Origin of the sequence: Paraburkholderia kururiensis, from assembly GCF_034424375.1 — a bacterium.
GTDB lineage: Bacteria > Pseudomonadota > Gammaproteobacteria > Burkholderiales > Burkholderiaceae > Paraburkholderia > Paraburkholderia kururiensis_A.
Genome location: NZ_CP139965.1, coordinates 4,486,761 through 4,510,669, shown reverse-complemented (window position 1 = coordinate 4,510,669; position 23,909 = coordinate 4,486,761). Strand labels below are relative to the sequence as shown.

The following is a 23,909-nucleotide window of genomic DNA, read 5'->3' as shown; positions in this document are numbered from 1 at the left end:
TCCGATGAACGCGGCATAAGCCGCTGCACCGGCGGCACTGCGCATGCGTCGCGAGCGGGCACGCGTGCACGCGGCTGGTGCATCGGCGATGCGCGCCGTGTTTCGTTTCGAGCGGCTTTTCAAGCGTTATTTGCTGCACGCGAGGCGAGGCGCGCTGCGGTGTCCCCCCACGGCGCGGCGCGCCATAACCCCAGGCTACACTTCAGCCTCGTTGACTCATGCTGCGCACAAGAACAACGGCACTTCGGTGTCCTCGCGCACACAAACGATGGAAACCGTCTTTGTCGTCCTGATTCTTCTGCTCGCGGTCGCGCTCTCCGGCGCTCTCGTGCGCGTGCTGCCTTTCACGCTTCCGCTGCCGCTCGTGCAAATCGCCCTGGGCGCCGTACTCGCGTGGCCCCGGCTGCATGTGGACGTCACCTTCGATCCCGAAATCTTCATGCTGCTGTTCGTGCCGCCGCTGCTCTTCGGCGACGGCTGGCGCATTCCCAAGCGCGAGTTCTTCATGCAGCGGCGCGCGATTCTCATGCTCGCGCTCGGCCTCGTGTTCGCCACCGTGCTCGCGGTCGGGTATTTCATTCACGCGTTGGTGCCGGTCATTTCGCTGCCCGTCGCGTTCGCGCTGGCCGCAGTGCTCTCGCCTACCGACGCAGTCGCGCTGTCGGCCATCGCCGGCAAGGGACGCATTCCCGCGCAGCTCATGCACATCCTGGAAGGCGAGGCGTTGATGAACGACGCGTCGGGCCTCGTCGCGCTGAAGTTCGCGGTGGCCGCCGCGCTCACGGGCGTGTTCTCGCTGCACGAGGCGTCGCTGAGCTTTCTCGTCATTGCGGCGGGCGGGCTGGCTGTCGGCATCGCCATCGGCTGGATCTTCGCCTTCGCGTTCGCGCGCTTCTTCGCGTTGTCAGCGGACGGCGACCCCGCGCCGGGCGTCATCATGACCATGCTCGTGCCGTTCGCCTCCTATCTGCTCGCGGAACACTTCGGGTGGTCCGGCGTGCTTGCGGCGGTATCGGCCGGCATGACGATGAATTCCACCGACTTCGCGCACAGCGGCCCCGTCTCGGCGCGCGTGCGCGGCGCGAGCACGTGGACCATGCTCGAATTCGTGTTCAACGGCATGGTGTTCACGCTGCTCGGGCTGGAGTTCCCGCTCATCATCGGCAAGGCGCTCGTGGACGCGCATCACGCGGGCCGCGCGCAGTTCTGGCAATTGATCGGCTACGTGGCCGCGGTGCTGGCCGCGCTCTACGCCATCCGCTTCGTATGGGTCTGGCTGCTGCGCTGGTTCGCCAGCCGCAGCGCGGCGAAGCACGGTGTGGCGAACGCAGTGCCGGGGCTGCGCACCGTGTCCATCACCACCTTTGCCGGCGTGCGCGGCGCAATCACGCTGGCGGGCGCGCTTTCGCTGCCCGTCGCGCTCTCCGACGGCCAGCCGCTGCCGGGGCGGGATACGGCAATCTTCATCGCGTCGGGCGTGATTTTCGTGTCGCTGATCGTCGCCGTGGTGGCGTTGCCGTTGCTGTTGCGCGGCGTGACGCTGCGCGGCCGCGACCCGCACGCCGCCGAGGAGCGCGCGGCCCGCACGCTCGCCGCGCAGGCCGCGATTCGCGCGGTGGATCAGCAGCACGAAAAGGTCTGCGCCGATCTGGACGAAGCCGAGGCCGCCTCTGCCACCGACGTGGCCGCTCGCGTGATGGACATCTATCGACGACGCCTCGCGACACTGGGCGACGACGACGCGGGCAAGCGCGCCGAAGCGCGACGTGCCGAGGCGCTGGAATTGCAGATGCGGCTTGCCGCGATGCGCGCCGAACGCGCGGCGCTGCTCGCGCAACGCAACGAACAGAAGATCAACGACGAAACGCTGAACAAGCTGATGCGCGAAGTCGACTGGTCCGAGACGGCACTGACTTCGCGGGGACGCGGGCACGAGTGAGAACTAGCGGCACGTCCACTGCAAGCAGAAGACTCGCGCGGCGGCCGTGCCGCACGAGTCGAGCAACAGCGGTTTAAGACAGCGCGTTAAACCGCCGCCTGCTGCGCCGGCTTGCGACGCAGCAGCGCGTAGAGAATGATGGCGCCGAACGTCGCGGTGCCGATGCCGCCCAGGCCGAAGTTGCCGAGCTTCAAGGAGAAGTCCCCCGCGCCCAGCACGAGCGTGACGGCCGCGACGATCAGATTGCGGTTGTCCGAGAAGTCCACCTTGTTGACCACCCAGATGCGTGCGCCCGTCACCGCGATCAGCCCGAACACGACGATCGAGACCCCGCCCAGCACCGGGCCTGGAATGGTCTGGATCACGGCGCCGAACTTCGGCGAGAAGCCAAGCACGAGCGCGATCACCGCGGCCACCACGAACACGAGCGTCGAGTAGATCTTCGTCACGGCCATCACGCCGATGTTTTCCGCGTAAGTCGTCACGCCCGTGCCGCCCGCGAAGCCGGACACCACGGTGGCCAGCCCGTCGCCGATGAACGCACGGCCGATATAGCGGTCCAGGTTCTGCCCCGTCATCGCGCTCACGGCCTTGATGTGACCCAGGTTCTCGGCCACGAGGATCACGGCGATGGGCGCAAGCAGCGTGACGGCGTGCGCGTCGAACACGGGCGCCGCGAAGTGCGGCATGCCGAACCAGGCGGCGTTGGCCACCACGGCAAAGTCGATCGGCTTGCCCAGGCCAAGGCCGTTCGTGACGACGGCATAGATCACGTACGCGATGATGAGTCCCACGAGGATCAGCAGCCGTTGCAGCATGCCGCGCGCAAACACGGCCACGCCGCCCACGCACAGCACGGTGACGAGCGCCATCCACGAGTCGAACGACGAACCGCTCACGCCCTTCACGGCGATCGGCGCGAGGTTGAGCCCGATCACGGCGACGATCGCGCCCGTCACGACAGGCGGCATCAACGTTTCGATCCATTGCGTGCCCACCGCGGAAACGATGAGCCCGATCACCGCGTACACCACCCCGCACGCCACGATGCCGCCCAGCGCGAGCGGAATGTTCGGATTCGGTCCGTGGCCGCTGTAGCCGGTCACGGCAATCACGAGACCGATGAACGCGAAGCTGGACCCGAGATAGCTCGGCACCCGCCCGCCCACGATCACGAAGAAGATCAGCGTGCCGATGCCCGACATGAAGATGCAAAGGTTCGGATCGAAGCCCATCAGCAGCGGCGCGAGCACCGTGGCGCCAAACATGGCGACGACGTGCTGCACGCCCATGGCCAGCATCTGCGGCCAAGGCAGCCGTTCGTCGGTCGCGACCACACGGTGCGCGGCGCCAGGCTGGGTACGCCAGCGCGGGAAGTAGGAATCGGACATCGCGGTGGTTCTCCTCTTGGGGCGTTATGGTTGGATGGGGAGGGACTTGCCTCTGCGGCGGCTTCGCTTCTGGACGCGTGCCGCGCAGACGTGGGCGCCCGCGTGTGCCGCCCACGGCAAATTACGCGCGAGTGTACGAAGAGGGAATAGGGCTGGCAAGGCGCTCACTCGAACGCGGGTGCGGCGAGCGTTGCGGCGTAGTCGCGCACGTCAGCGGGCCACCCAGCGAGCAAGGCGTCGAAGCGGGCGGCGTCGCTCGCGTAAAGCGCGCGGGTGGCCTCCTCGTAGCCCGCCAGGTCGCCGGCCAGCGCGGTCATGAAGCGCCAGGCCGCTTCCTGCGCGGCGCGAATGCGGTCTTTGTTGCCGTTCGCCGCGCGCGCCGCCTCGACAAGACGGCGCAGCGCCACCGAAGCCCCGCCCGGCTGGCCGTTGAGCCACTCCCAATGACGCGGCAGCAGCGTGACTTCGCGAGCGATCACGCCGAGCTTCGGGCGGCCCCGGCCGCGTGGGGCGGCTTCGGTTTGGGCGGCTTCCGCTTGCGGGGCGTGGTCGGCTCGCACCTCGGACGCGGATGCCGTGGACGCGTCGCCCGGCGCATCGAACCGTGCTTCGACTTCCGCCACCGTGCCGCGCAGGTCGAATTCCACCTGCCGGCCCGAACTGTCGTCGAAGATCAGCAGTGGCGCGCGAGGGTCAGCGTGCGCCGCGTCCGTGCCGATATCGTCCAGCCACCGCCGCACCGCCGCGGCGACCTGCCGGGGCGTGCCACTCGCAATGCGCCGTGTGCCTTCGAACGCCGTACAACTCGCCGTGCTGCTCATGCCGAAACTCCTGTGGGTAGTCATGAGCGACGGATTATACCCGGGTATAAATTGAACGCGCAATATTACCCGGGTTAAATTTGGATGCGCGGCGGTGCGTCGCCCAACGGGCAGGCACCACGACGCCGGCGTGGGCAACTAGGACAGCGACTCCGTGTGCGGGTCTTGCTGGACCTTGCTCGCGGCGCCTTCCGTTTCCTTCGCGCTTTCCGTCGTGAGCTGCGGCGTCGTTTCAGACGCCGTTGGGGGCACCATTGAGGACACCGCTTCCAGCGCCCGCGCCTGCCGCACGCAGTTGCGCCCATCCGCCTTGGCCCGATACAGCGCCGCGTCGGCGGCCTCGAGGAGTTCCGACAGCGTGCCGAACGTGTGCTCGTCGGTGCCGGCCACGCCGATGCTCACCGTCAGCACGCCGCGCGGATTGCCGGCGTGGCGCAGCTTGAGCGCCTCCACGGCTGCGCGAATCTGCTGCGCGAGCCGCATGGCGTCGCGTTCGGCCGTCTCTGCCAGCAGCACCGTGAACTCCTCGCCGCCATAGCGCGCGGCGCTGTCGCCGGGACGCCGCGCGTACGACGCGATGCAGCCCGCCACTGCCGTGAGCGCGTCGTCGCCCGCCGCGTGGCCGTAGCGGTCGTTGTAGGTCTTGAAGTGGTCGATGTCGCAGATCAGCGCCGACAGCGGCCGGCCGCTGCGTCTCGCGCGCCGCCATTCCGTATTCGCGCGCTCGTCGAAGGCCCGACGGTTGTTGATGCCCGTGAGCCCGTCGGTGCGAGCCAGCACGCGCAGCCGGTCTTCCATGGCGATACGCCGGCGCAGTTGCTGCGAAAACAGCACGGCCAGCGCCACGATGGCGACGTCGAGCAAAACAGTCAGCACGCCGATGATCCACGCGCGCCGCCGCCATTCGGCGTCGATGTCGTCGATGGCCTGGCCCACGCTCAGGATCATCGGAAAACCGTGGATGTGGCGATAGACGTACCAGCGGTCCACGCCGTCGATGGCCGACTGCGCGAAGAACCGCCCTTCGGGCGCGCCCTGGAAGGCGTTGAAATTGTCCGAGCCGGCAAGGTTGACGCCCACCATCCAGGCCCGCAACGGTCGGCGCATCAGCACGGTGCCGTCCGTGAGCATCAGCGTGATGGAGCCGCGCTCGCCCAGGTTCGTGCCCTCGAAGAGCCGGCGGAAATAGGCGAGCCGCATCGTGCCCACCACGATGCCGGCGAAGCTGCCGTCCGGGTTCGAAAGGCGGCGGCTCAGCGCAATGCTCGTGTCGCCCGCGGTGAGCCGCGGCTTGAACGGCCGGCTGACGTAGAGCCCCACGTTCGGCGAATCGCGGTGCACCTTGAAATAGTCGCGGTCCGAAACGTTCACGCGGCGCGGCGGCACCGCGCGCGAATCCGCCACCACGTTGCCGTGCACGTCGATCACGAACAGCGAGCCGAGGTCCTGCGCCATGGCCGAGCTGTCGAACAGCACGCGCTGACGCATCTGCGGCGCGAGTTTCATCACGCCGGGCTCGTGCAGGCCGCCGATAACGGCCTTCAGCGACAGATCGTAGAGTTCGAGGTTGCGCGCGGTGTCGCGCTCGATCAGCAGCGAGACGTTCTGCGCCGTCTCGTTCGCGCGGCGCATCGCGTCGTGCTGCATCTCGACGGCCGCCCAGACCGCGACCGCGCTGATCGCCATGGCGAGCGCGAGACTCACCCAGACGACAGAGGCGGGATGGCGCAGCAGACGGATCAGACGTTTCAGCATGAGGAACGGCGCAAGGTACGGGGCGGGACAGTGTTCGGCGCGGCCGGATGTCATGCAGGCGCACGCCGCGAGTTCGCCCAGAAAGAGCGTACCCGCATGCCGGCGGATTCAATCTGGTGAACTGAGGAAGGTCTCAGCGGTTGTCCGCACGTTTGGGCGCGCAGGCGCGGGGCGCATCCGGCCCCGCGCGGCGCCCGGTCTAGCCTCGCGCGGGCGCGGAGGCGCTCGCCGCCAGCGCCGCCGTCCGGCATTGCTCCACGAGCGCGCGGAACGTCGTGGCCTCGTACAGCGGCCCGGTGGCCTCGGCCGCATCGACGCCGGGCGCGTCGTCCGGCTGTTTGCCGAAGCCCACCACGATGGCGGCGGGCGACTGCTGGCTGCGCAGGCGCCGCAGCAGGTTGCGCAGGTACGGCGGCCAGTCCGCGGCATCGAGCGACACGATGCAGACCACCGGCGCCAGCTCGATCTCCGGCGCGTCGGCGCGCGGATAGCGGAACTGCTCGTAGCGCGCGGCCGTGCACGGAATCTTGAGCCGCGCGAGCAGTTGCATCGTGATGGCGGCGGCTACTTCGTCGAAGGCGCCGCGGCCGGAGATGCAGAGCACCGAGATGCCTTCAGCGAGCGACGCCGGGCTGGCATGGGCGCCGGGCTCAGCCTGGCTTGCCGCGGCGCGCGGCTCTCGCTCGCGCCCCTCCGCCATCAGCGTGCGGCCGTTCTGCCCCGAGGTGAGCGGGTCCGGCGCGCCCTCCACCGTTTCGAGGTTCTCCACGATGTCGATCAGCGTTTCGTTCACGCGCGCCAGCTGTTCAGACGTGAGCACGCCGCGCAGCGCATCGTTGCGCGCGAGTTGCAGACCTTCCAGCGCCACCTGGTCGTAGTAATCGACCACGGACATCTCGTGCAGCAGCCGCCCGGCCTGCACGATGGCGTCGTGCGCTTCGTCCGCGAGCAGCCGTTGATAAAAGCTCTGCGCCGGCGTGAGCGCGGGCTGGTCGCCCAGCAAAACGGTGAGGAAATTGAGGCGATGCGTGTAGCGACCCAGCGTGACGATGCACAGCGTAAGCGGCGTCGACAGCACAAGGCCGATGGGCCCCCAGAGCCAGCTCCAGAAAATGGCGGCCACCACCACCGCGAGCGGCGAGAGACCGGAGCCGCGGCTGTAGAGCAGCGGCTCGGCCACCTGGCCCGCGACGACATCCACGACGATGAAGAGGATCAGCGTCCAGACCGCCATCGTCCATTGCGGCTGGATGGCGGCGGCAAGGCACGTGGCGAGCGCCGCGGCAATCCAGATGCCGATGTACGGCACGAAGCGCAGGAACGCGGCGATCACGCCGAACAGCAGCGCGCCCGGCACGCCGATGGCCGCAAGACCGATGGTGAGCACCGCACCCACGCTGAGGTTGAGCCCCAGTTGCGTCACGAAATAGCGGCTCAGACGGCGCGCGGCGTCGTCGATGGCGGTCGTCGTGCGATGCAGGTCGCGCGAGCCGAACAGGCTGATGAGGCGGTCGCGCAGATCCTCACGCTGCAGCAGGATGAAGATCGTCACCACCAGCACGATGAACGTGGTTTCCAGCGGCGCCACCACCGGCGAAAACGCGCGCCGCACGAGTTGCATGGGCGTGGGCACCGGCTCGTGGACCTCGACCGGAATCGGGTTGCCCGACGCCGTTCTCGCCACGCGGCTGCCGAAACCCTGCGGCGGGCTGGGCCGCGAAGGCGCGAGGCGCTGCAGCGTGGACGCGGCCTTGCTCGCGAGCACGTCCGCGCGGCGCACGGTTTTCTCCTGCACGGTTTCGATCTTGCGTTCGATGGCGACCTGGTACTGCGGCAGATCGGCTGCAAGCTGGACCACCTGAGCGCCGATCAGCATGCCCACGCCGAGCAGCGCCGCAAGCGCGAAGAACACGGCCACGAGAATCGACGCGAACTGGCCCAGCCGCACGCGCCGCAGCATGTTGACGAGCGGCGCGAGCAGAAAGCTCAGCAGTACCGAGAGCGTGATCGGAATGAGTACCGCGCGGCCCAGATAGAGGCCGGAAACGACCGCGGCGCCGGCCAGCACCGAAACGGGCCCATAAAGGCCCGGCGGCGCACCGCGCGGGTAGACGCGATTCGGCCGCCCTTGAGGCGGCAAGGGGAATTTCATGAGGTGACGGTCCGGTTGCGCGGCGCCTTCGGGGCGGCGCCGTTTGCTGAGCCAAGAGGATACAACCGGATGGGGCGTCAGGCGCCTGTCACGGCGCCTTTGCGATTCTGGCCCTCGGGCTCAGGCAGCCGCGGCTTGCGCCTTGCCGCCATTCTGCGGCGCACGCTTCAACAGGCCCACCGCGAGCGCCGTCACGAGCGTGCCCGCGACAATGGCCAGCGCGTAGACGCCGAGGTGCGTGACGGCGTTCGGAATGGGCAGCACGAACACGCCGCCGTGCGGCACCTTGAGTTCGACGCCGGCCGCCATCGAAATCGCGCCCGCTACGGCCGAGCCCGCGATGCACGACGGAATCACGCGCATCGGGTCGCGCGCCGCGAACGGAATCGCGCCTTCGGTGATGAACGCGATGCCCAGCACGGCGGCCGCCTTGCCCGCTTCGCGCTCTTCCTCGCCGAAGCGGCCGCGGAAGAGCCAGGTGGCGAGCGCGATGCCGAGCGGCGGCGTCATGCCGGCCGCCATCGTCGCGGCCATCGGCGTGTAGACGTGGCTCGCAATCAGCCCGGCACTGAACGCGTAGGCCGCCTTGTTCACGGGGCCGCCCATGTCGACAGCCATCATGCCGCCCAGAATCAGGCCGAGCACCACGGCGCTGCCCGCCTGCATGGAACGCAGCCAGCCTTCCAGCGCGTGCAGCGCGGCGGCCACCGGCGAGCCCACCACGTAGATCATCAGCAACCCGACGATCAGCGTGGAAACGAGCGGAATGATGAGCACGGGCTTGAGCCCTTCCAGGTTGCGGTGCAGCTTCAGGTGCCGGTTGATGAGCAGCGCCGTGTAGCCCGCGAGGAAGCCTGACACGATGCCGCCCAGGAACCCCGCGCTGAGGCTGGCCGCGAGCATGCCGCCCACCATGCCGGGCGCAACGCCCGGCCGGTCTGCGATGGAGTACGCGATGTAGCCCGAGAGCACCGGCACGATGAGCGCGAAGGCCGACTTCGCGCCGATCTGGAACAGCGACCAGGCGAGCGTGCCTTTGTGCGCGTCGTCGAACGCGTAGATGCCGCCCAATGCGAACGAGAGCGCGATCAGCAGTCCGCCCGCCACGACGAACGGCAGCATGTACGAAACACCCGTCATGAGGTGCCGATACGGACCGGACGCCTTCGCCGAACGCGCCTGCTTGGCCGCCGCCACCTGATCGGCGAGCGCCGCGCCGCTTGCGGCCGCACCCGCTGCGCCGCCTTCGACACGCGCTTGCGCGATCGCGCTTTCGATCAACGCCGCGCCCTTGCCGATGGCGCCCTTCGTGCCGGTTTCGTAGAGCCGCTTGCCCTTGAAGCGGCTCTTGTCGACCTGGGTGTCGGCGGCAATCACGACGAGGTCGGCTTCGGCAATCTGCGCGTCGGTGAGCTTGTTCTGCGCGCCTACCGAGCCTTGCGTCTCCACGTGGATGGTGTGGCCCAGCGCCTTCGCGCCTTGCGCAAGGCCTTCGGCGGCCATGAAGGTGTGCGCGATGCCCGTGGGGCACGAGGTGATGGCGACGATCTTCAAAGGCCGCTTTGATTCAGCGGATTCAGCGGGCGATTTCGCGGTGTCGTCTTCCTGACGCGGCGCAGGCGGCGACGCCACACGCGATGCGCCGGCAGCCGCTCGCGCGATCACCGCTTGCGCGTCGCGGATCGCTTCGTCCAAGGTCACGCGTTCGATCGTCTTGCCGGCGAACGGCGTTTCGTCCACGGCGGCGGGGTCGTCTGCCGCGATCAGCACGCCGCTCGCCGCGCGAATCGCTTCCGCGGAAAGCGGCGTCTGCACGCCGAGCGCGCTGCGCGTTTCGACGGCGAGCGTCACGCCGCGCGCCTCGGCGGCGCGGCTCAGCGCCTGCGCGGCGAACGTGGGCGCAGCGCTCTGTCCGGGCGCCGCCACGAGTCCGATGATTTTTTCCATTGCAGTGTCTCCGGCCTCGCGGCTCATGGCTGTACGGCGCCGTCCGCGGCGGCGGCCAGCGTGAATGTTTCGACTTCGACGCGCGCCGCGAGCGCGGCCAGCGTCGCATGATCGGGCAGATGCGGGCCCACGCGCGCGAGCTTCCCGGCGGCGAATGCGGTGGCCTGCCGGCCCGCTTCGGCCCAGGTGCGTGCTTCGAGCAGACTCGCGACGAGTCCCGCGACAAACGCATCGCCCGCGCCTACTGTGCTCGCGACAGGCACGCGCGGCGGCGTCGCACGAAAGACCTGGAAGGCACGCGGCGCGGCGCGCAAGGCCGCTGCGGATGCGCGCGACTGCGGCGGCGCACTGTGCGACCCCGCTGGCGGCTGGCTCGCCATCACGCCGAGCGCCCCGCGACCACCCAGCGACACGACCACGTAGCGGATGCCGCGCGCCGCGAGTTCGCAGGCGGCGGCAATGATGGCTTCGTCGTCGTGGAGCGTGCGGCCCAGCAGCGCTTCCAGTTCGGCCTGGTTCGGCTTCACGAGGTCGGGCAGATCGCGTGGATCCGTAGCGGCGAGGGCTTCGGTGAGCGGCGCGCCGCTCGTGTCGAGCGCCACGTGGACGCCCGCGTCGTGCAGCACGCGCGTCATGCGTCGATAGAACGATGGATCGACACCGGGCGGCAGGCTGCCCGCGAGCACGCACCACCGGCCCGGCCGCGCGAGTTCCGCGATGCGCCGCTCCAGCGCTTCGACGCAGCCGGGCGCGGGCGGCGTGGTGGCGAGGTTGATGTCGGTGGTCTCATGGCGCGCGGTATCCACGAGCTTCACGTTGATGCGCGTGCGGCCCGGCACGCGCACGAAGCGGTCGTCGATGCGCTTGGCGGCAAAGAGCGCGTCGAACGCGGCGCTGTCTTCCGCGCCGAGCAACCCCGTGACGATGGTTGCGACGCCGTAGTCCGCGAGACAACCCGCCACGTTCACGCCCTTACCGCCCGCGTTGAATTCGAGCGACTCCGCGCGGTTCACGTCGCCCGGCGTCAGGTTCGCGACGCGCACGGTCTGGTCGAGCGCCGGGTTCAGCGTGACCGTGATGACGGTGTTCATGCCGCCACCCTCACGTCGGCCGCGTCGAGCGCGCGCACCGCGTCGACGTCGCCGCATTCCAGCGCGCGCTGGGCCAGCGCCTGCATGGAATCGAGCCGCTCGCCGCGCAGGCGCGCCTTCACGGCCGCGATATCGCGCGGGCTCATCGAGAGTTCGTCCACGCCGAGGCCCGCGAGAATCGCCGCGCCGAGCGGGTCGCCCGCCAGGCCGCCGCACACGCCTACCCACTTGCGATGGCGACGCGCGCCCTCCACCGTCTGGCGGATCATGCGCAGCACGGCGGGATGCAGGCTCTCGGCGTTGCGCGCCAGTTCGGGATGCTCACGATCGATGGCGAGCACGTATTGCGTGAGATCGTTGGTGCCGATCGAGAAGAAATCGACGGCCTGCGCGAAGTGGTCCGCGAGCGCGGCGGCCGAGGGCGTCTCCACCATGATGCCGAGCGGCACCTTCGGCGCATCGAGTTCGGCGCGCACGGTGTCGGCCAGCGCAATGGCCGCGCGCGCTTCGTCGAGCGTGGAGACCATCGGGAACATGATCCACAGCGGACCTTCCTTGGCCGCGCGGTAGAGCGCACGCAACTGCGGCACGAAGAGATCGGGCCGACGCAGGCACAGACGCACGCCGCGCACGCCGAGGAACGGATTCGTTTCGTGAGGCAGGTTCAGATACGGCACCTGCTTGTCGCCGCCGATGTCCAGCGTGCGGATGATGAGCCGCCGTCCGCCGCTCGCCTGCACCATCTGGCGATAGCACGCGTACTGCTCGTCTTCGCTCGGCGCGTCGTGGCGCTCGAGGAACAGGAACTCCGTGCGCATCAGGCCGATGCCGTCCGCGCCGTGGGCGAGCGCGTCGGCCACCTGGCTCGGGCGCGTGATGTTGGCGCCGATCTCGAAGGCGTGGCCGTCGAGCGTCGTGGCCGGCAACGCGCGATTCGCCGCCGTGCGGGCGCGCTCTTCGGCAAGACGCAACGCGGTTTGACGCGCGCGCTCCGCGTCGCGCGGCGAGACGCCGACGTAGAGCCGGCCCGCGTTGCCGTCGAGCACGGCATGTGCGCCGTCGGCGATGTCGAGCAGCTTCGCGCCGCAGGCCACCGCCGCCGGCACGCCCAGCGTGCGGGCGAGGATCGCGGTGTGCGAGGTCGGGCCGCCGCTCACCGTGCAAAAGCCCAGCGTGATGGCGGGGTCGAGCTGCGCCGTGTCCGAGGGCGTGAGGTCTTCGGCAATGAGGATGGCGGGGGTTGCTGCAACGCCCGTTGCTGCGTGCTGATTCGCCGTGTTTTGGTCGAGGTGCTTGAGCACGCGGCGCGCGACGTCGCGCAAGTCGGTTGCGCGCGCGGCGAGCAGCGGGTCGGCAAGCGCCGCGAGTTGCGCCGCGCGCGACTCCGCTGCGCGATGCCACGACCACTCGACGCCGTGGCCGTCGATGGTAAGGCGTGCGGCATCGCCGAGCAGATCGGCGTCGTTCAGCAGTTCGCGCTGGGCCGCGAAGATCTCGCCTTCGGCTGCGCCGAGCCGCGTGGTCGTTTCGCGCGCGAGCGCATCGAGTTCGGCGGCCGTGTCGGCCAGCGCTTTTTCGAGACGGCGCGAGGCGTCGAGCACATCGCCCGGACGATCTTCGATGTCGAGCCGCGCATGGCGCACTACTCGCACCGGCCCCGCGACGAAGCCGGGACCCGCGCCCACGCCTTCGATCACCGTTGCCGGATCTTCGGGCGTGAACAACGCCGGCTGCGCGGCCTCGCGACGCGAGCGCGCAGCGGCGGCGCGCTCGTGCTCTTCCGCGGCCAGCGATTCGATGGTGCGCTTGAGCGCGGCGAGCGCGTCGGCGGCGTCGCCGCCCTGCGCCGAGAGAACGAGCCGCGCCTGCGCCGTGGCGCCCAGTTGCAGCAGGCTCACGAGGTTCTTAGGATCGGCGGCCACGCTGCCGTTGCGCACCCGCAGCGCCGATTGAAAGCGCTTCGCCGTGGCCACCCACGCACTCGCGGGACGCGCGTGCAGACCGTGCGGATAGTCGAGGATCAGTTCGAGGTGCTGGTCGTAGTCGGCTGCTGCGGCTGCTGCGGCTGTTGCCGTTTCTGTTTCTGGGGACGTTGGGCTGCCGCTCGTAGCGGCGAGCGGCACGCCGTTCAATGCATCGACGACGATCTGCGGATCGCGCGCCGTCAGCAGCCCCTCCAGCTGCGCCGGGTCGCCGATCAGCCGCGTGAGACGTTGCAGCAGCGCAATGTGCTCGTCGGACTGCGCCGCGATTGCGACGATGAGCCGCGCGCGTTCGCCGCCCTGCCATTCGACGCCCTCCGGCACCTGGAGCACCGCGACGCCCGTGCGGCGAATCAGATGGCGGTCTTCCTGCAGGCCGTGCGGAATCGCCACACCGCTGCCCAGATACGTGTTCGATACCTGCTCGCGCCCTTGCAGACTATCGACGTAACCCGGCTCGATGACGCCCGCCGCGACGAGCAGCGCGCCCGCCTCACGGATCGCATCGTGTTTCGAACCCGGCCCGGCACCTAGCCGGACGAGCTCCGCAGTAAGCAGCGGCGACATCGCGTCTCCTCGTTGGTCGTGGAATGTGCGCTATTGGAATCGATACCACTTTGGACGTCAAGTCGGCATACAGTCGCCGGGAAGGATGAAAGTTGCGCCGAGGCCCGATAGAATAGCCGCGCGTCGCCCGTCCCGCCGGGGCGCGGCACTGCAAGATGCGCGAACGGATACCGCGAGACCAGGGTATACGCCGATTCATCAAGAAATCGATTTCATTCCATGGCGCCAAGAATCAAGGATGTGGCGGAGGCAGCGGGCGTGTCGGTGACGACCGTCTCGCGCGTGCTTTCGAACAACGGCCCGGTGCGCGACAGCGTGCGCCGGCGCGTGCTCGAGGTCATCGAACAGCTCGACTACCGGCCCAACGCCGCCGCGCAGCGCCTGCGCTCGGGCGACACCGCGACGATCGGCCTCATCGTCTCCGACGTGCGCAACCCGTTCTTCACCGAGGTGAGCCGCGCCGTGGAAGACGCCGCGTACGCGCAGGGCATGCGCGTGATCCTCTGCAACACGGACGAGAACCCGGAAAAAGAGGCCATGTACCTGCGGCTCATGGAAAGCGAGCGCGTGACGGGCGTGATCTACTCGCCGACCTACGAGGCCGCGCGCCGGTTCGACGCGCGCACGTACGCGTTCCCGGTGGTGATGATCGACCGCGCGGGCCCGGCGGGCGTGACCGACGCCGTGACGCTCGACAACCGCGACGCCGCGACGCGCCTCGCCGAACACCTGGTGGAGCGCGGCTACAAGCGGTGCGCGGGACTCTTCGGCAATGCGAGTACCACCGGACGCGAACGACACGCGGCGTTTGTCGAAGCACTGCAGCAGCATGGCGTTTCGGCGGCGGCGGAATTCGTCGATCCGCATCCCGAGGCCGCACACGCGCGTGTGACGGCGTGGCTTGCGGCAGAGTCAGACGAGCGGCCGGATGCGATTGTGGCAAGCAATGGTTTGCTGCTGCTGGGAGCCTATAGGGCGCTGCGCGAGCACGGGGCGCGTATGCCGGACGACGTAGCGCTCGCCGGCTTCGATAACGACGCGTGGACGGACCTGGTGACGCCTGGCGTCACGGTTATCGCGCAGCCGGTGTATGAGATCGGGAAGAATGCGATGCAATTGCTGACGCAGCGACTCGCCGAACCGGAGATGTCGACGCGCACGCTGGTGTTGCCGGGGGAGTTGGTGGTGAGGGGGTCGACGGGGGCGTAGGAGGTGTTGGCCAGCGTGGTCCTTCCCGAGTGGCCGCGTACCTGACGTCGAGTGATGTCGTAAAGCGTCGCCCGAAACAAAAAACCCCGCGAGCCTTGCCGGCTGCGGGGTTTGCGGAATACTGCGGAACTGCCTGAATGTCTGTTGGTGGAGCGGAGGAGGATCGAACTCCCGACCTTCGCATTGCGAACGCGACGCTCTCCCAGCTGAGCTACCGCCCCAACGAAGCTGCGATTCTAGCACAAGCGATCGGCGGTTTGCCAAGCGCCGCGCTAGGCGTAGCACGCGGTCTCCAGACAAGCAGGCCGCGAAACCACAGGCAAACGCAAAACAGCCCAACCTCACTTCTCAGGCGCCCCCGCCAATACCCAAGCCACCACGGTGCGAATGTCCGCGTCGCTCATGCGCGGATGCGAGGGCATCGGAATGGCGCCCCACACGCCCGAGCCGCCGTCCTTGACCTTCAGTGCCAGCTTTGCCGGCGCTGCTGCGTCACCCTTGTATTTCGCTGCGATCTGCTGGAACGACGGTCCCACCAGCTTGCGGTCCACGGCGTGGCAACCCATGCACGCATTGCTGCGCGCTACCACGAGGCCCGCGGGCGTGTCCGCCGCACGGGCTGCGGTGGCCGTGATCGATAAACCGAGCACTACGCCTGCGGCCAGCAGCGGCGCCAGCCGTTTCCACAAACCTATACCCGCGCCGACCATCATTTCGGCGCCGCCACGGTTCCGGGTTTAGCGGGGGACGAGTTCGTCACGGGCGCCGGCGCCTGCTGGTCGAGCGGGCGCGCGCTCACGGACGAGTCCGGCACGGCGCCCGCCGTTGCGTCGCTGGAAATTGCCGGCGCGCTCGCGGCACCCGGTGCGCTAGCGCCGGACTGCGCCGCCGCGTTCAATGCTGCGGCCTCCTGCGGCTGGATGTACTGGAACACCTTCACCACCTGCACGACGCCCGGCACCTGGCTCGTCGCGGCGGCGGCAATACCGCCCTCCTCCTGCGTGACGAGGCCCATCAGGTAGACGATGCCGCGCTCGCTCACCACCTTGAAGTTGTTCGCGGAAATGTACTTCTCCGCGATCAGCGCTGTCTTCACGCGTCCTTCGAGGTAAGCGTCGTTCGAGCGCGACGAGAACGAACTGGCTGGCTGCACGGCCAGTTCGTTGACGACCGAATTGACGTTGTTGATGCCGCGCACGAGAGTCTCGGCCTTCTGCTTCGACGCGTCGTCGGGCACTTCGCCCGTAATCAGCACGCGGCGATTGAACACGGCCACGTTGATGTGCGAGTCCTGCGGCAGGTTGTTGCTCAGCTGCGAGAGCGCCTTCACCTGAATCTCGCGGTCTTCGGTTTGCGTACCGACTGTGCGCCGATCGGTTGCCACCAAAGCGCCGCCGCCCGCGGCACCCGCGAGTGCGAGCACGCAGCCCTGCAAACCGGCGGCGAGCCCTGCGGCGAGCCCGATTGCGAGAGTGGTTCTCGCCAGCGTATTCCTGATGCGGTGTCCGCTCATCAACTACTTCTCCTCGAATGTCAGTCTTCGCCAAGCAGCATCGCGTCGATGCCGTCGCACAGACAATGAATGGTCAGCAAGTGAACTTCGTGCACGCGTGCGACCCGCGCGGACGGCACGCCAATGTGAATGTCGGTGTCCGCGAGCGCTTCCACGACTTTCGCGCCGCCGCTGCCCGTGAGCGCAACGACGATCATCTCGCGCTCGTGCGCGTTCTCGATGGCGGCGAGCACGTTGGCCGGCTCGTCGGACGTCGTGATTGCAAGCAGCACGTCGCCGGGCTGGCCGAGCACGCGCAGCTGTTTCGCAAAGATCTGGTTCAGCGCCTCTTCGGTCGCCACCGTGGCGAGCGCGCTGGTGTCGGTGGAGAGCGCGACTGCGGGCAGGCCGGGGCGCTCGCGTTCGAAGCGGTCGATCAGGCCGGCAGCGAAGTACCGCGCCTGCGCCGAGGACCCGCCGTCGCCGCACGCGATGATCTTGTTGCCGTTCGCGAGCGCGGCGAAGATCGTGTCGATGGCCGCAGCGATCGGCATGGCCAACGCCTCCAGTGCCTCGAGTTGAACAGCGGCGCTGTCGCGAAAGAGTTGTTGAATACGTTCGACTGACATCGAGTTTCTATCTGGTACTGCGTGGTGTCGCGGGAACTTGCCGCGTGGGCGTCCGCAAGTTTATCGCACTCGAGCCCGCGAAAAGCGCCGTTTTCAGGTGCCATCTGCGCGAAACGCGTCGCGCATCCATACGAGGCGCCCTGCCTCGAACGCCACGACATCGAACCGGCAGCGCGACATCGCGCCTTGCCGCGACGCCAGGAAAAACTGCGCGGCGTGCACGATACGTTGCTGCTTTTGCCAGCCGATGCTCGCCGCCGCGCCGCCATACCTGCGCGATGCCCTCGCCCTCACTTCGACGAACACCAGCGTGCCGTCCGGCTCGCGCATCACCAGATCGATTTCGCCGCCGCGGCACGTGACGTTTCGTGCAACGAAGCGCAGCCGCTGGCGGCGCAGAAAGTCGAGGGCAAGCGTTTCGAACGTCGCGCCGAGTTTCTTCGACTCGTGCCTGCGCGAAAAGTTGTCGTCGCGGCCCGCGTTGCCGTCGCTGCGCGCGGTCTGCGGCTTATGACCTGCGTGGCACAATGTCGGCCTCGTTCCCTTCGCCTGCGTGTTCTGACTCATGATCCCTCTCTCCGAACTCGCACAAGCGCAGCAGTACCCCGCCGCCGCGCTGTACGTGGTGGCCACGCCCATCGGCAATGCCGCCGACATCACGCTGCGCGCCCTGCACGTGCTCGGACTCGTGGACCGCATCGCCGCCGAAGACACACGCAACACCGGGCAGTTGCTCTCCCGCTATGGCCTCTCCAAGCCGCTGCTTGCTGTGCATGAGCACAACGAGCGCGAAGCTGCGCAGCGCGTTATCGAACACCTGCGCGCGGGCGAGCGCGTGGCGTACGTCTCCGATGCCGGCACGCCAGGCATTTCGGACCCCGGCGCCAAGCTGGTCGACGCAGTACGCGCTGCGGGCTTCGCCGTGGTGCCGCTGCCGGGCGCGAGCGCACTCGCCACAGCGCTTTCGGTGGCCGGCGACTGGGCAGGAACGTTCACGTTCCTCGGCTTCCTGCCGACCAAGGCAAAGCAGCGGATCACAGCACTGCAATCGCTCGCCTCGCATTCGCATGCCATGGTGTTCTACGAAGCACCCCACCGCGTGATCGAAAGCGTCCAGGCACTCGCCGACGCATTCGGCGGTGCACGCCGCCTGCTGATCGCCCGCGAGCTGACCAAGTTACATGAGGCCATTCACTGCTGCACCCTGGCCGAAGGGCCAGCGTGGCTCGCAGGCGACCCGAACCGGCAGCGCGGCGAGTTCGTTCTGGTGGTGGAAGGAGCGCCCACTCAGCCGTCGGGCGGGGTCGAGGATCACGACGCGCTATTGCGTACGCTGCTGGAAGAGCTGCCGGTGAAGGGCGCGGCGAAGGTGGCGGCGGCGCTCACGGGCGTGTCGCGCAACGATCTGTATGCACGCGCGTTGGAGCTCAAATAACGGTAGCCGTTGGCAGCACGACGGTTTGCGTCGCGTATTGCTCGCGGACATCAGCACAACGGCGAGCGTGCGGAATTTGCGTGAGCGGGCATCCAGGCGACGCCTGCCACCGCGGCACACACGGCCCAGCGAAGCGCAACGCAGGTTGCCTCAAACAAGACAGCGAAAAAGAAACGGGCCGCGCGAGCGGCCCGTCTTGTCGTCGGCAATCGCCGTGAGGCGCGAAGAGATCAGCGATTAGGCGAGTTTTCCGCCAGCATCTCGGCGCGAGCTTCGCGGGCTTCCTGTTGCGTGAGTCCCTCGATCTGCACGCGCGCCGTGCCCGCGTTCTGAAGACCGAGCACCTTCGCGGCCGCGAAGGAGAGATCGATCACACGGCCGCGCATGTATGGGCCGCGATCGTTGATCTTCACCACCACAAACTTCGACGTTCCCGGCAGGCTCACGCGCACGTAGGACCCCAGCGGCAACGTGCGGTGCGCGGCGGTAAGCGCGTGCATGTCGTAGCGTTCGCCGCTCGCCGTGCGGCGGCCGTGGAAGAATCGGCCATACCACGAGGCGCGGCCCGTCTGACGGAAGTCAGACACGTCAGGACCGTCCGTCAGCGGCTGCGCGTTCGCCAGCGGGCTCGTGCCGGCATCGGTATCGGATGCCGCGATGTTGTGGTCGAACGCCGCGCCGAAGCTTTGCGGCGCCGTGGAATGCGCGCCGTTGCGGGCGTCTGTGCGAACCGGCGTACCGTTGTTCGCCTGAGTTGCCGGGCCCGGAGGCATCGCACAGCCGGTCAGAATCGCAAAGGCGACAAGACTCCCGAACTGTCGAGATCGTCCAGATTTCATAAGTTAGCCATCACTAGTGCGAAGCCGCGCCACGCGTTGGACACATGGCTGATTGCGGCTTCGGCGGCCACAGGCACGACAAGACGCTCGCGCATGACGAGAGCGCGTCGACACCCGGATGCGGCGTATTCGCCGCGAACCGCTCAGTTATCTTCCACGTCTGGCACAGCCTGTCCCCAGCAGCCTGACCAGACACCAAACGTCACCATCGAGCGCGAATAAACAGCGCTCTGGCGCACCCGCAACCGGCGGCGCGCAGGAACGGCGACGTAGGCCCCATCCAGCGTCACGGCAGCTAGGCCGTTGGCAGGCGCGCGGCGCCTGGCTGGACAAGACGTGTGGCAACGAACGTAGTCGATGCCGGATTTGCCAATCGCGTTGATGAAGAATCGCAACGACGGCACTTGCTTGACAGCGATCTGGAGCCCCATCAAAAGGGTCCATATCGCCACGAGAGCGCACGGCTTCCGTGCGTAATGGGCCGCATTATACCCAAAACGATTCGGCGTCATCCCTGCGGATCAAAAAACGTGACATTTCTTTACTATTGGATCCCGCCGATCCATTGCTGCGCCGCACTCTGTAACCGCTCGTAACCGCCTTGCGCGGCCCAGTGCGTAAGGTCTACCGGACGGCGCAACGCCGCTCCCCATGGCCGCACGGCCGCACGCGCGGAGCAGCCTCGGCCTGATGGCCAGATCCTTTTTATTCGCACATACGAGCCAGGCGGCGGCGAGTCGCCCCCGGTACAATCGGAATCTTTGCGGCCTCGTTCCTGCATCGTTCGCGTCGGCCGCGACTCATCCCCGTTCACCATGAAAGTCACGCTGATCCCTGTCACCCCGTTCCAGCAGAATTGCTCGCTGCTCGTTTGCGAAGCCACGGGGCGCGCCGCCGTGGTGGACCCGGGCGGCGACCTGGAGGTTATCCAGCGCGAAGTCGAGCGTCAGCAGGTCACGGTCGAAAAGGTGCTGCTCACGCATGGCCACATCGACCATTGCGCGGGCGCGAAAACGCTCGCCGATCACTACGGCGTGCCGATCGAAGGGCCGCACGAAGACGAGCGCTTCTGGATCGAGAAGCTGCCCGATCAGAGCACGCGTTTCGGCTTCCCCGCGGCGCAAGCTTTCGAACCGAACCGCTGGCTGCACGACGGCGACACCGTGCAGTTCGGCGACGAAACGCTTGAGGTCTACCACTGTCCAGGACACACGCCGGGGCACGTGGTGTTTTTCAGCCGCAAGCATCGCATCGCCATCGTGGGCGACGTGTTGTTCGCGGGATCGATTGGCCGCACGGATTTTCCCCGCGGCAACCACGCCGACCTGATCCGCTCCATTCGCGAGAAACTCTGGCCGCTCGGCGACGACGTCACGTTCGTACCCGGCCACGGTCCTGTCTCGACGTTCGGCGAAGAGCGCCGCACGAATCCGTATGTGGCGGACCGGGTGACTGGCGGGATGGCCCACGGGGTGGCCAGATGAGCACCGAAGAGATCTACGTCAGCACGGACGTGGAGGCGGACGGCCCCATTCCCGGGCCCCATTCGATGCTGAGCTTTGCCTCGGCCGCCTACACGGCGGACAAGCGCCTCGTCGCCACTTTCTCTGCCAATCTGGAATTGCTCGATGGCGCTGCGCCCCACCCTGTGCAGGCCGCCTGGTGGGAAACGCAGCCCGAAGCGTGGGCCGCGTGCCGCACGAATCTGCGCAAGCCGGAAGAAGCGCTGGTGGCTTACGTGGAATGGGTCGAGGCGTTGCCGGGCAAGCCGGTGTTCGTGGCCATGCCGGCGGGCTTCGATTTCACCTTCATGTTCTGGTACATGATGCGTTTCGCGGGCCGCTGCCCGTTTTCGTGGTCCGCGCTCGACATCAAGACGCTCGCGTTCGCCATGACCGGCCTGCCTTATCGCAAGTGCATCAAGCCGCGCTTTCCGAAGCACTGGTTCGACGACCATCCGCACACGCACGTCGCGCTGGATGACGCCATCGAGCAAGGCGCGCTCTTCTGCAACATGCTCGCCGAATTGCGCGGCGGCACCGTGCCCGAAGCCTTGGCGACTGGCGCCAAAGCGGATGCGGGCGGAAAAATTGACCTCCCGCCGGCATCCACGGAGGCCGGCAAGGCAGAATAAAACGCCGAGCGCTGGCAGCCAATCCAGGCAAATCTCGCTCACCAGGGGTCGCCTTGATTGCGTTTCGTTTTTCCCGCCTCTAACATGCAGGGACACGGCGACGCAAACGGAGGCGCAGTTGACACTCGATACGTTCTCTCAAAAAATCCTGCGCCTGCTGCAGCTCGATGCGCGTCGTTCGGTCCAGGAAATTTCGGACCAGGTGGGGCTCTCGAGCACGCCCTGCTGGCGACGCATCAAGGACATGGAACAGTCGGGGGTGATCCAGCGTTACACCGCGTTGCTGGATCGCGAGAAACTCGGCCTGCATGTCTGCGCGCTCGCGCATATCCATCTGACGCGCCATACCGAAGGCGGCGTCGAACAGTTCGAGCGGGAAATCGCTACCTGCCCGGAAGTGACCGAGTGCTACAGCACCACAGGCGAGTCCGATTACATCCTGAAAATCGTGGCGCCCGACATCAAGGCCTACGACACCTTCCTGCACGAACGCATCTTCAAGATTCCGGCGGTCGCCCAGGTTCGCACGAGCGTCGTGCTGCGGGAAATCAAGTTCGATACGCAGCTGCCGTTGTGACCGTGCCGCTTCAGTGCGTGCCGTGCGGCACGCGGTGGTCCTTTTCTGCGCGAGGCTGAACCGGCTTTCGGCCTTCGTCCGGATCGTGCCGTCGCGCATCGGCGGCAGGGCCGGCCCCGCCGGTTGCTGTCGCCGTGGCCTGCATGGACAGCCGCACGTCCAGCCTGCGCGCGCCCAGCCGACGCCGCAACGCATCCAGATCGAGGCGCTCGATGAGCAGGGCGTCGTCCGCGTCGTGCTCGCGGGCATCGCGCTGTAACGTGACTTCGACGTCGAGCCCCGTGCTCAGGTAGTGCAAATTCACCGGCCCTGCCTTCGCGCCCTGCTCGCCGAGCGCTTCGTCCAGTTGGGCGAGGACCTGCTCGCGCGGGGGCAAGTTCACGGGTGGCCGGGCCACGGCGTCGTTTTCGGGGTCGACGTGAATGAGCGCGTCGATCACGCGGGGGTCGGTAAGCACGCGTGCCCGAGCCGACTCGGCGATGTAGTGCCCCTCGGAAACCGAGATCAGCGGATCGACCAGGATGTGCGCATCCACCAGCGCGGAGTCGCCCATCTTGCGCGTGCGCAGTTCGTGCACGTCGCGCACGCCAGGCGTCGCGAGCAGCAGCTTGCGGATGTCATCGGTTGCGGTTTCGTCCAGCGCGCGGTCCGAAAGGTCCTGCAGCGCGTCCCAGCCGAACGTCCAGCCCATGCGCGCCACCATGAAACCGACGATGGCAGCCGCGATCGGGTCGAGCAGCCGCACGCCCGCCACGCTGCCCACAATGCCGATCGCCACCACGAGCGACGAGGCCGCGTCCGAGCGGGCGTGCCACGCATTGGCGACGAGCATGGCGGAACGCACGCGCTGGGCTTCGCGCAGCATGTAACGGAAGAGCGCTTCCTTCGAAACGAGCACGAGCACCGCCACGGCGAGCGCGACCAGATGCACGGGCGGAATTTCGTCGAGATTGGCAAGCCGGGTGCCGGCGCGCCACAGCATGCCCACGCCCACCGCGATCAGTAGCGCCCCGAGAAACAGCGACGCCACCGTCTCGTAGCGGCTGTGTCCGTAGTTGTGGTCGGCATCGGGTTGTGCGCCGCTATGACGATTCGCGAGCAGCACGACGAAATCGGAAATGAGATCCGCAAGCGAGTGAACGCCGTCGGCCACCAGCGCCTGGGAATGCGCGAACAGGCCCACGGCGATCTGCAAGACCACCAGGACCGAGTTGAGAGCGACGCTCACCAGCGTACTCTTGCGGGCGACGTCCTGTTTTTCCGCGATATGGACAGTTGCGGCGTTGGGCATGATGCGACGGGAAGTGTAAGACGGATTATTTCAACGGATGGCGCCATTGTACCGGCGCCATCGTGAAATTCCGTTGCAGCACTCAAAATTTCCCTTTGAAATCAGCCTGTTATACAAACACGAAGCATTCGCATTCCAGCCGGTTCCGTTTCGTGGACGTCGCAATATGCAGTCCCGAAACATAATAGAAAAGCCGCGTGCGCTAAACAGCGCACGCGGCTTTCTTTAGACGGGACGCCTCGTGAGGCGCGACCGTATTACTGCTAGATAAGGAACTTTTCGCGATCTTTGCCCGCAATCCAGCGCGGCGGCTTGCCACGACCCGACCACGTGCTACCGCTTTCCGGGTCGCGATACTTCGGCGCTACGCTTGCGCGCGAACGGCTTGCCGCCTTGCCCTGCTTACCGCGGCCGCCACCGAGTTCAGCCAGCGTAATGCCGTAGTCGGCCATTTTCTGCTTGATCTCGTTGAGCACCTCCGCATATTCACGCGCTTTGGCTTCTTCGATCTGCTTTTCCAGCTTCTCTCGCTGCGCGAGTAGTTCCTTGTAGGAAGACATAGGTTCCCTTGTGGTTTGGATAAATGGCTTCCAGTCTTGTGCCGGGTTTGCCGTTTGAAGGTTATCATGCCTCGGAATTTGGAGGCGAGATTAACACA

At 67.4% G+C, this 23,909-nt stretch carries 21 protein-coding genes and 1 tRNA gene; 6 read left to right on the top strand and 16 right to left on the bottom strand.

From position 1 onward, the window contains the following. Positions 1–268: 268 nt before the first annotated feature. On the top strand, positions 269–1,939 hold the full coding sequence (locus U0042_RS20280) for a Na+/H+ antiporter (protein ID WP_114809440.1): 1,671 nt from the start codon (positions 269–271) through the stop codon (positions 1,937–1,939). Between the two features lie 86 nt (positions 1,940–2,025). Here U0042_RS20280 and U0042_RS20275 read toward each other — a convergent pair whose 3' ends face one another. The 7 genes from U0042_RS20275 to ptsP form a co-directional block, all read right to left on the bottom strand. Next, positions 2,026–3,330 carry a solute carrier family 23 protein gene (locus U0042_RS20275; protein WP_114809441.1) on the bottom strand — a complete coding sequence of 435 codons (1,305 nt, stop codon included), beginning with the start codon at positions 3,328–3,330 and terminating at the stop codon, positions 2,026–2,028. A 164-nt stretch (positions 3,331–3,494) separates the two neighbouring features. Further along, positions 3,495–4,151, bottom strand: a complete 657-nt coding sequence (locus U0042_RS20270) for a DUF2239 family protein (RefSeq protein ID WP_114809442.1) — start codon at positions 4,149–4,151, stop codon at positions 3,495–3,497. Between the two features lie 138 nt (positions 4,152–4,289). After that, positions 4,290–5,906 (bottom strand): sensor domain-containing diguanylate cyclase, encoded by a 1,617-nt coding sequence (locus U0042_RS20265; protein ID WP_114809443.1) that lies wholly within the window; start codon positions 5,904–5,906, stop codon positions 4,290–4,292. 199 nt (positions 5,907–6,105) lie between these two features. After that, positions 6,106–8,058: an AI-2E family transporter gene (locus tag U0042_RS20260; protein ID WP_114809444.1), complete on the bottom strand. Its 1,953-nt coding sequence runs from the start codon at positions 8,056–8,058 to the stop codon at positions 6,106–6,108. A 120-nt stretch (positions 8,059–8,178) separates the two neighbouring features. After that, complete coding sequence (locus U0042_RS20255) at positions 8,179–10,005, bottom strand: PTS fructose-like transporter subunit IIB (protein WP_114809445.1); 1,827 nt, start codon at positions 10,003–10,005, stop codon at positions 8,179–8,181. Positions 10,006–10,028: 23 nt separating this feature from the next. Next, positions 10,029–11,096 carry a 1-phosphofructokinase family hexose kinase gene (locus U0042_RS20250; RefSeq protein WP_114809446.1) on the bottom strand — a complete coding sequence of 356 codons (1,068 nt, stop codon included), beginning with the start codon at positions 11,094–11,096 and terminating at the stop codon, positions 10,029–10,031. After that, the gene (gene ptsP / locus U0042_RS20245) at positions 11,093–13,645 is read right to left on the bottom strand and encodes a phosphoenolpyruvate--protein phosphotransferase (RefSeq protein ID WP_114809447.1); all 2,553 of its coding nucleotides are present in this window, start codon (positions 13,643–13,645) and stop codon (positions 11,093–11,095) included. The genes U0042_RS20250 and ptsP overlap by 4 nt, the downstream gene beginning before the upstream one ends. 219 nt (positions 13,646–13,864) lie before the next feature. Here ptsP and U0042_RS20240 point away from each other — a divergent pair, with 219 nt between their 5' ends. Then, positions 13,865–14,854, top strand: a complete 990-nt coding sequence (locus tag U0042_RS20240; protein ID WP_114809448.1) for a LacI family DNA-binding transcriptional regulator — start codon at positions 13,865–13,867, stop codon at positions 14,852–14,854. 145 nt (positions 14,855–14,999) lie between these two features. Here the strand turns inward: U0042_RS20240 and U0042_RS20235 are convergent. The 5 genes from U0042_RS20235 to U0042_RS20215 all read right to left on the bottom strand — a co-directional run bounded on the left by U0042_RS20235 (position 15,000) and on the right by U0042_RS20215 (position 17,503). Beyond that, positions 15,000–15,075: transfer RNA gene (locus U0042_RS20235), tRNA-Ala, on the bottom strand. Positions 15,076–15,195: 120 nt separating this feature from the next. Next, on the bottom strand, positions 15,196–15,564 hold the full coding sequence (locus U0042_RS20230) for a c-type cytochrome (RefSeq protein WP_114809449.1): 369 nt from the start codon (positions 15,562–15,564) through the stop codon (positions 15,196–15,198). Then, positions 15,564–16,367: a BON domain-containing protein gene (locus U0042_RS20225; RefSeq protein WP_114809450.1), complete on the bottom strand. Its 804-nt coding sequence runs from the start codon at positions 16,365–16,367 to the stop codon at positions 15,564–15,566. The genes U0042_RS20230 and U0042_RS20225 overlap by 1 nt, the downstream gene beginning before the upstream one ends. A 20-nt stretch (positions 16,368–16,387) precedes the next feature. Next, positions 16,388–16,975 carry an SIS domain-containing protein gene (locus U0042_RS20220; protein ID WP_114809451.1) on the bottom strand — a complete coding sequence of 196 codons (588 nt, stop codon included), beginning with the start codon at positions 16,973–16,975 and terminating at the stop codon, positions 16,388–16,390. Between the two features lie 93 nt (positions 16,976–17,068). Then, positions 17,069–17,503 (bottom strand): YraN family protein, encoded by a 435-nt coding sequence (locus tag U0042_RS20215; RefSeq protein ID WP_114809452.1) that lies wholly within the window; start codon positions 17,501–17,503, stop codon positions 17,069–17,071. Between the two features lie 37 nt (positions 17,504–17,540). On the opposite strand from U0042_RS20215, the gene rsmI reads away from it, so the two are divergent. Further along, positions 17,541–18,410, top strand: a complete 870-nt coding sequence (rsmI, locus tag U0042_RS20210; protein WP_114809453.1) for a 16S rRNA (cytidine(1402)-2'-O)-methyltransferase — start codon at positions 17,541–17,543, stop codon at positions 18,408–18,410. Positions 18,411–18,640: 230 nt separating this feature from the next. Here rsmI and U0042_RS20205 read toward each other — a convergent pair whose 3' ends face one another. After that, the gene (locus U0042_RS20205; protein WP_114809454.1) at positions 18,641–19,249 is read right to left on the bottom strand and encodes a septal ring lytic transglycosylase RlpA family protein; all 609 of its coding nucleotides are present in this window, start codon (positions 19,247–19,249) and stop codon (positions 18,641–18,643) included. 143 nt (positions 19,250–19,392) lie between these two features. Beyond that, the gene (locus U0042_RS20200; protein ID WP_157977780.1) at positions 19,393–19,680 is read right to left on the bottom strand and encodes a hypothetical protein; all 288 of its coding nucleotides are present in this window, start codon (positions 19,678–19,680) and stop codon (positions 19,393–19,395) included. A 384-nt stretch (positions 19,681–20,064) separates the two neighbouring features. On the opposite strand from U0042_RS20200, the gene U0042_RS20195 reads away from it, so the two are divergent. The 3 genes from U0042_RS20195 (at position 20,065) to U0042_RS20185 (ending at position 21,960) form a co-directional block, all read left to right on the top strand. Further along, entirely contained in the window at positions 20,065–20,733 is a 669-nt protein-coding gene (locus U0042_RS20195; RefSeq protein WP_114809455.1) for an MBL fold metallo-hydrolase, read from the top strand. Continuing rightward, positions 20,730–21,383, top strand: a complete 654-nt coding sequence (locus tag U0042_RS20190) for an exonuclease (RefSeq protein WP_114809456.1) — start codon at positions 20,730–20,732, stop codon at positions 21,381–21,383. Before U0042_RS20195 ends, U0042_RS20190 begins: the two co-directional genes overlap by 4 nt. 118 nt (positions 21,384–21,501) lie before the next feature. Next, entirely contained in the window at positions 21,502–21,960 is a 459-nt protein-coding gene (locus U0042_RS20185; protein WP_006050474.1) for an Lrp/AsnC family transcriptional regulator, read from the top strand. Between the two features lie 10 nt (positions 21,961–21,970). On the opposite strand, the gene U0042_RS20180 is transcribed toward U0042_RS20185, so the two are convergent. Beyond that, positions 21,971–23,251, bottom strand: coding sequence for a cation diffusion facilitator family transporter (locus U0042_RS20180; RefSeq protein WP_114809457.1), 1,281 nt, complete (start codon positions 23,249–23,251; stop codon positions 21,971–21,973). A gap of 263 nt (positions 23,252–23,514) precedes the next feature. After that, the gene (locus tag U0042_RS20175) at positions 23,515–23,811 is read right to left on the bottom strand and encodes an H-NS family nucleoid-associated regulatory protein (RefSeq protein WP_114809458.1); all 297 of its coding nucleotides are present in this window, start codon (positions 23,809–23,811) and stop codon (positions 23,515–23,517) included. Positions 23,812–23,909 lie beyond the last annotated feature (98 nt).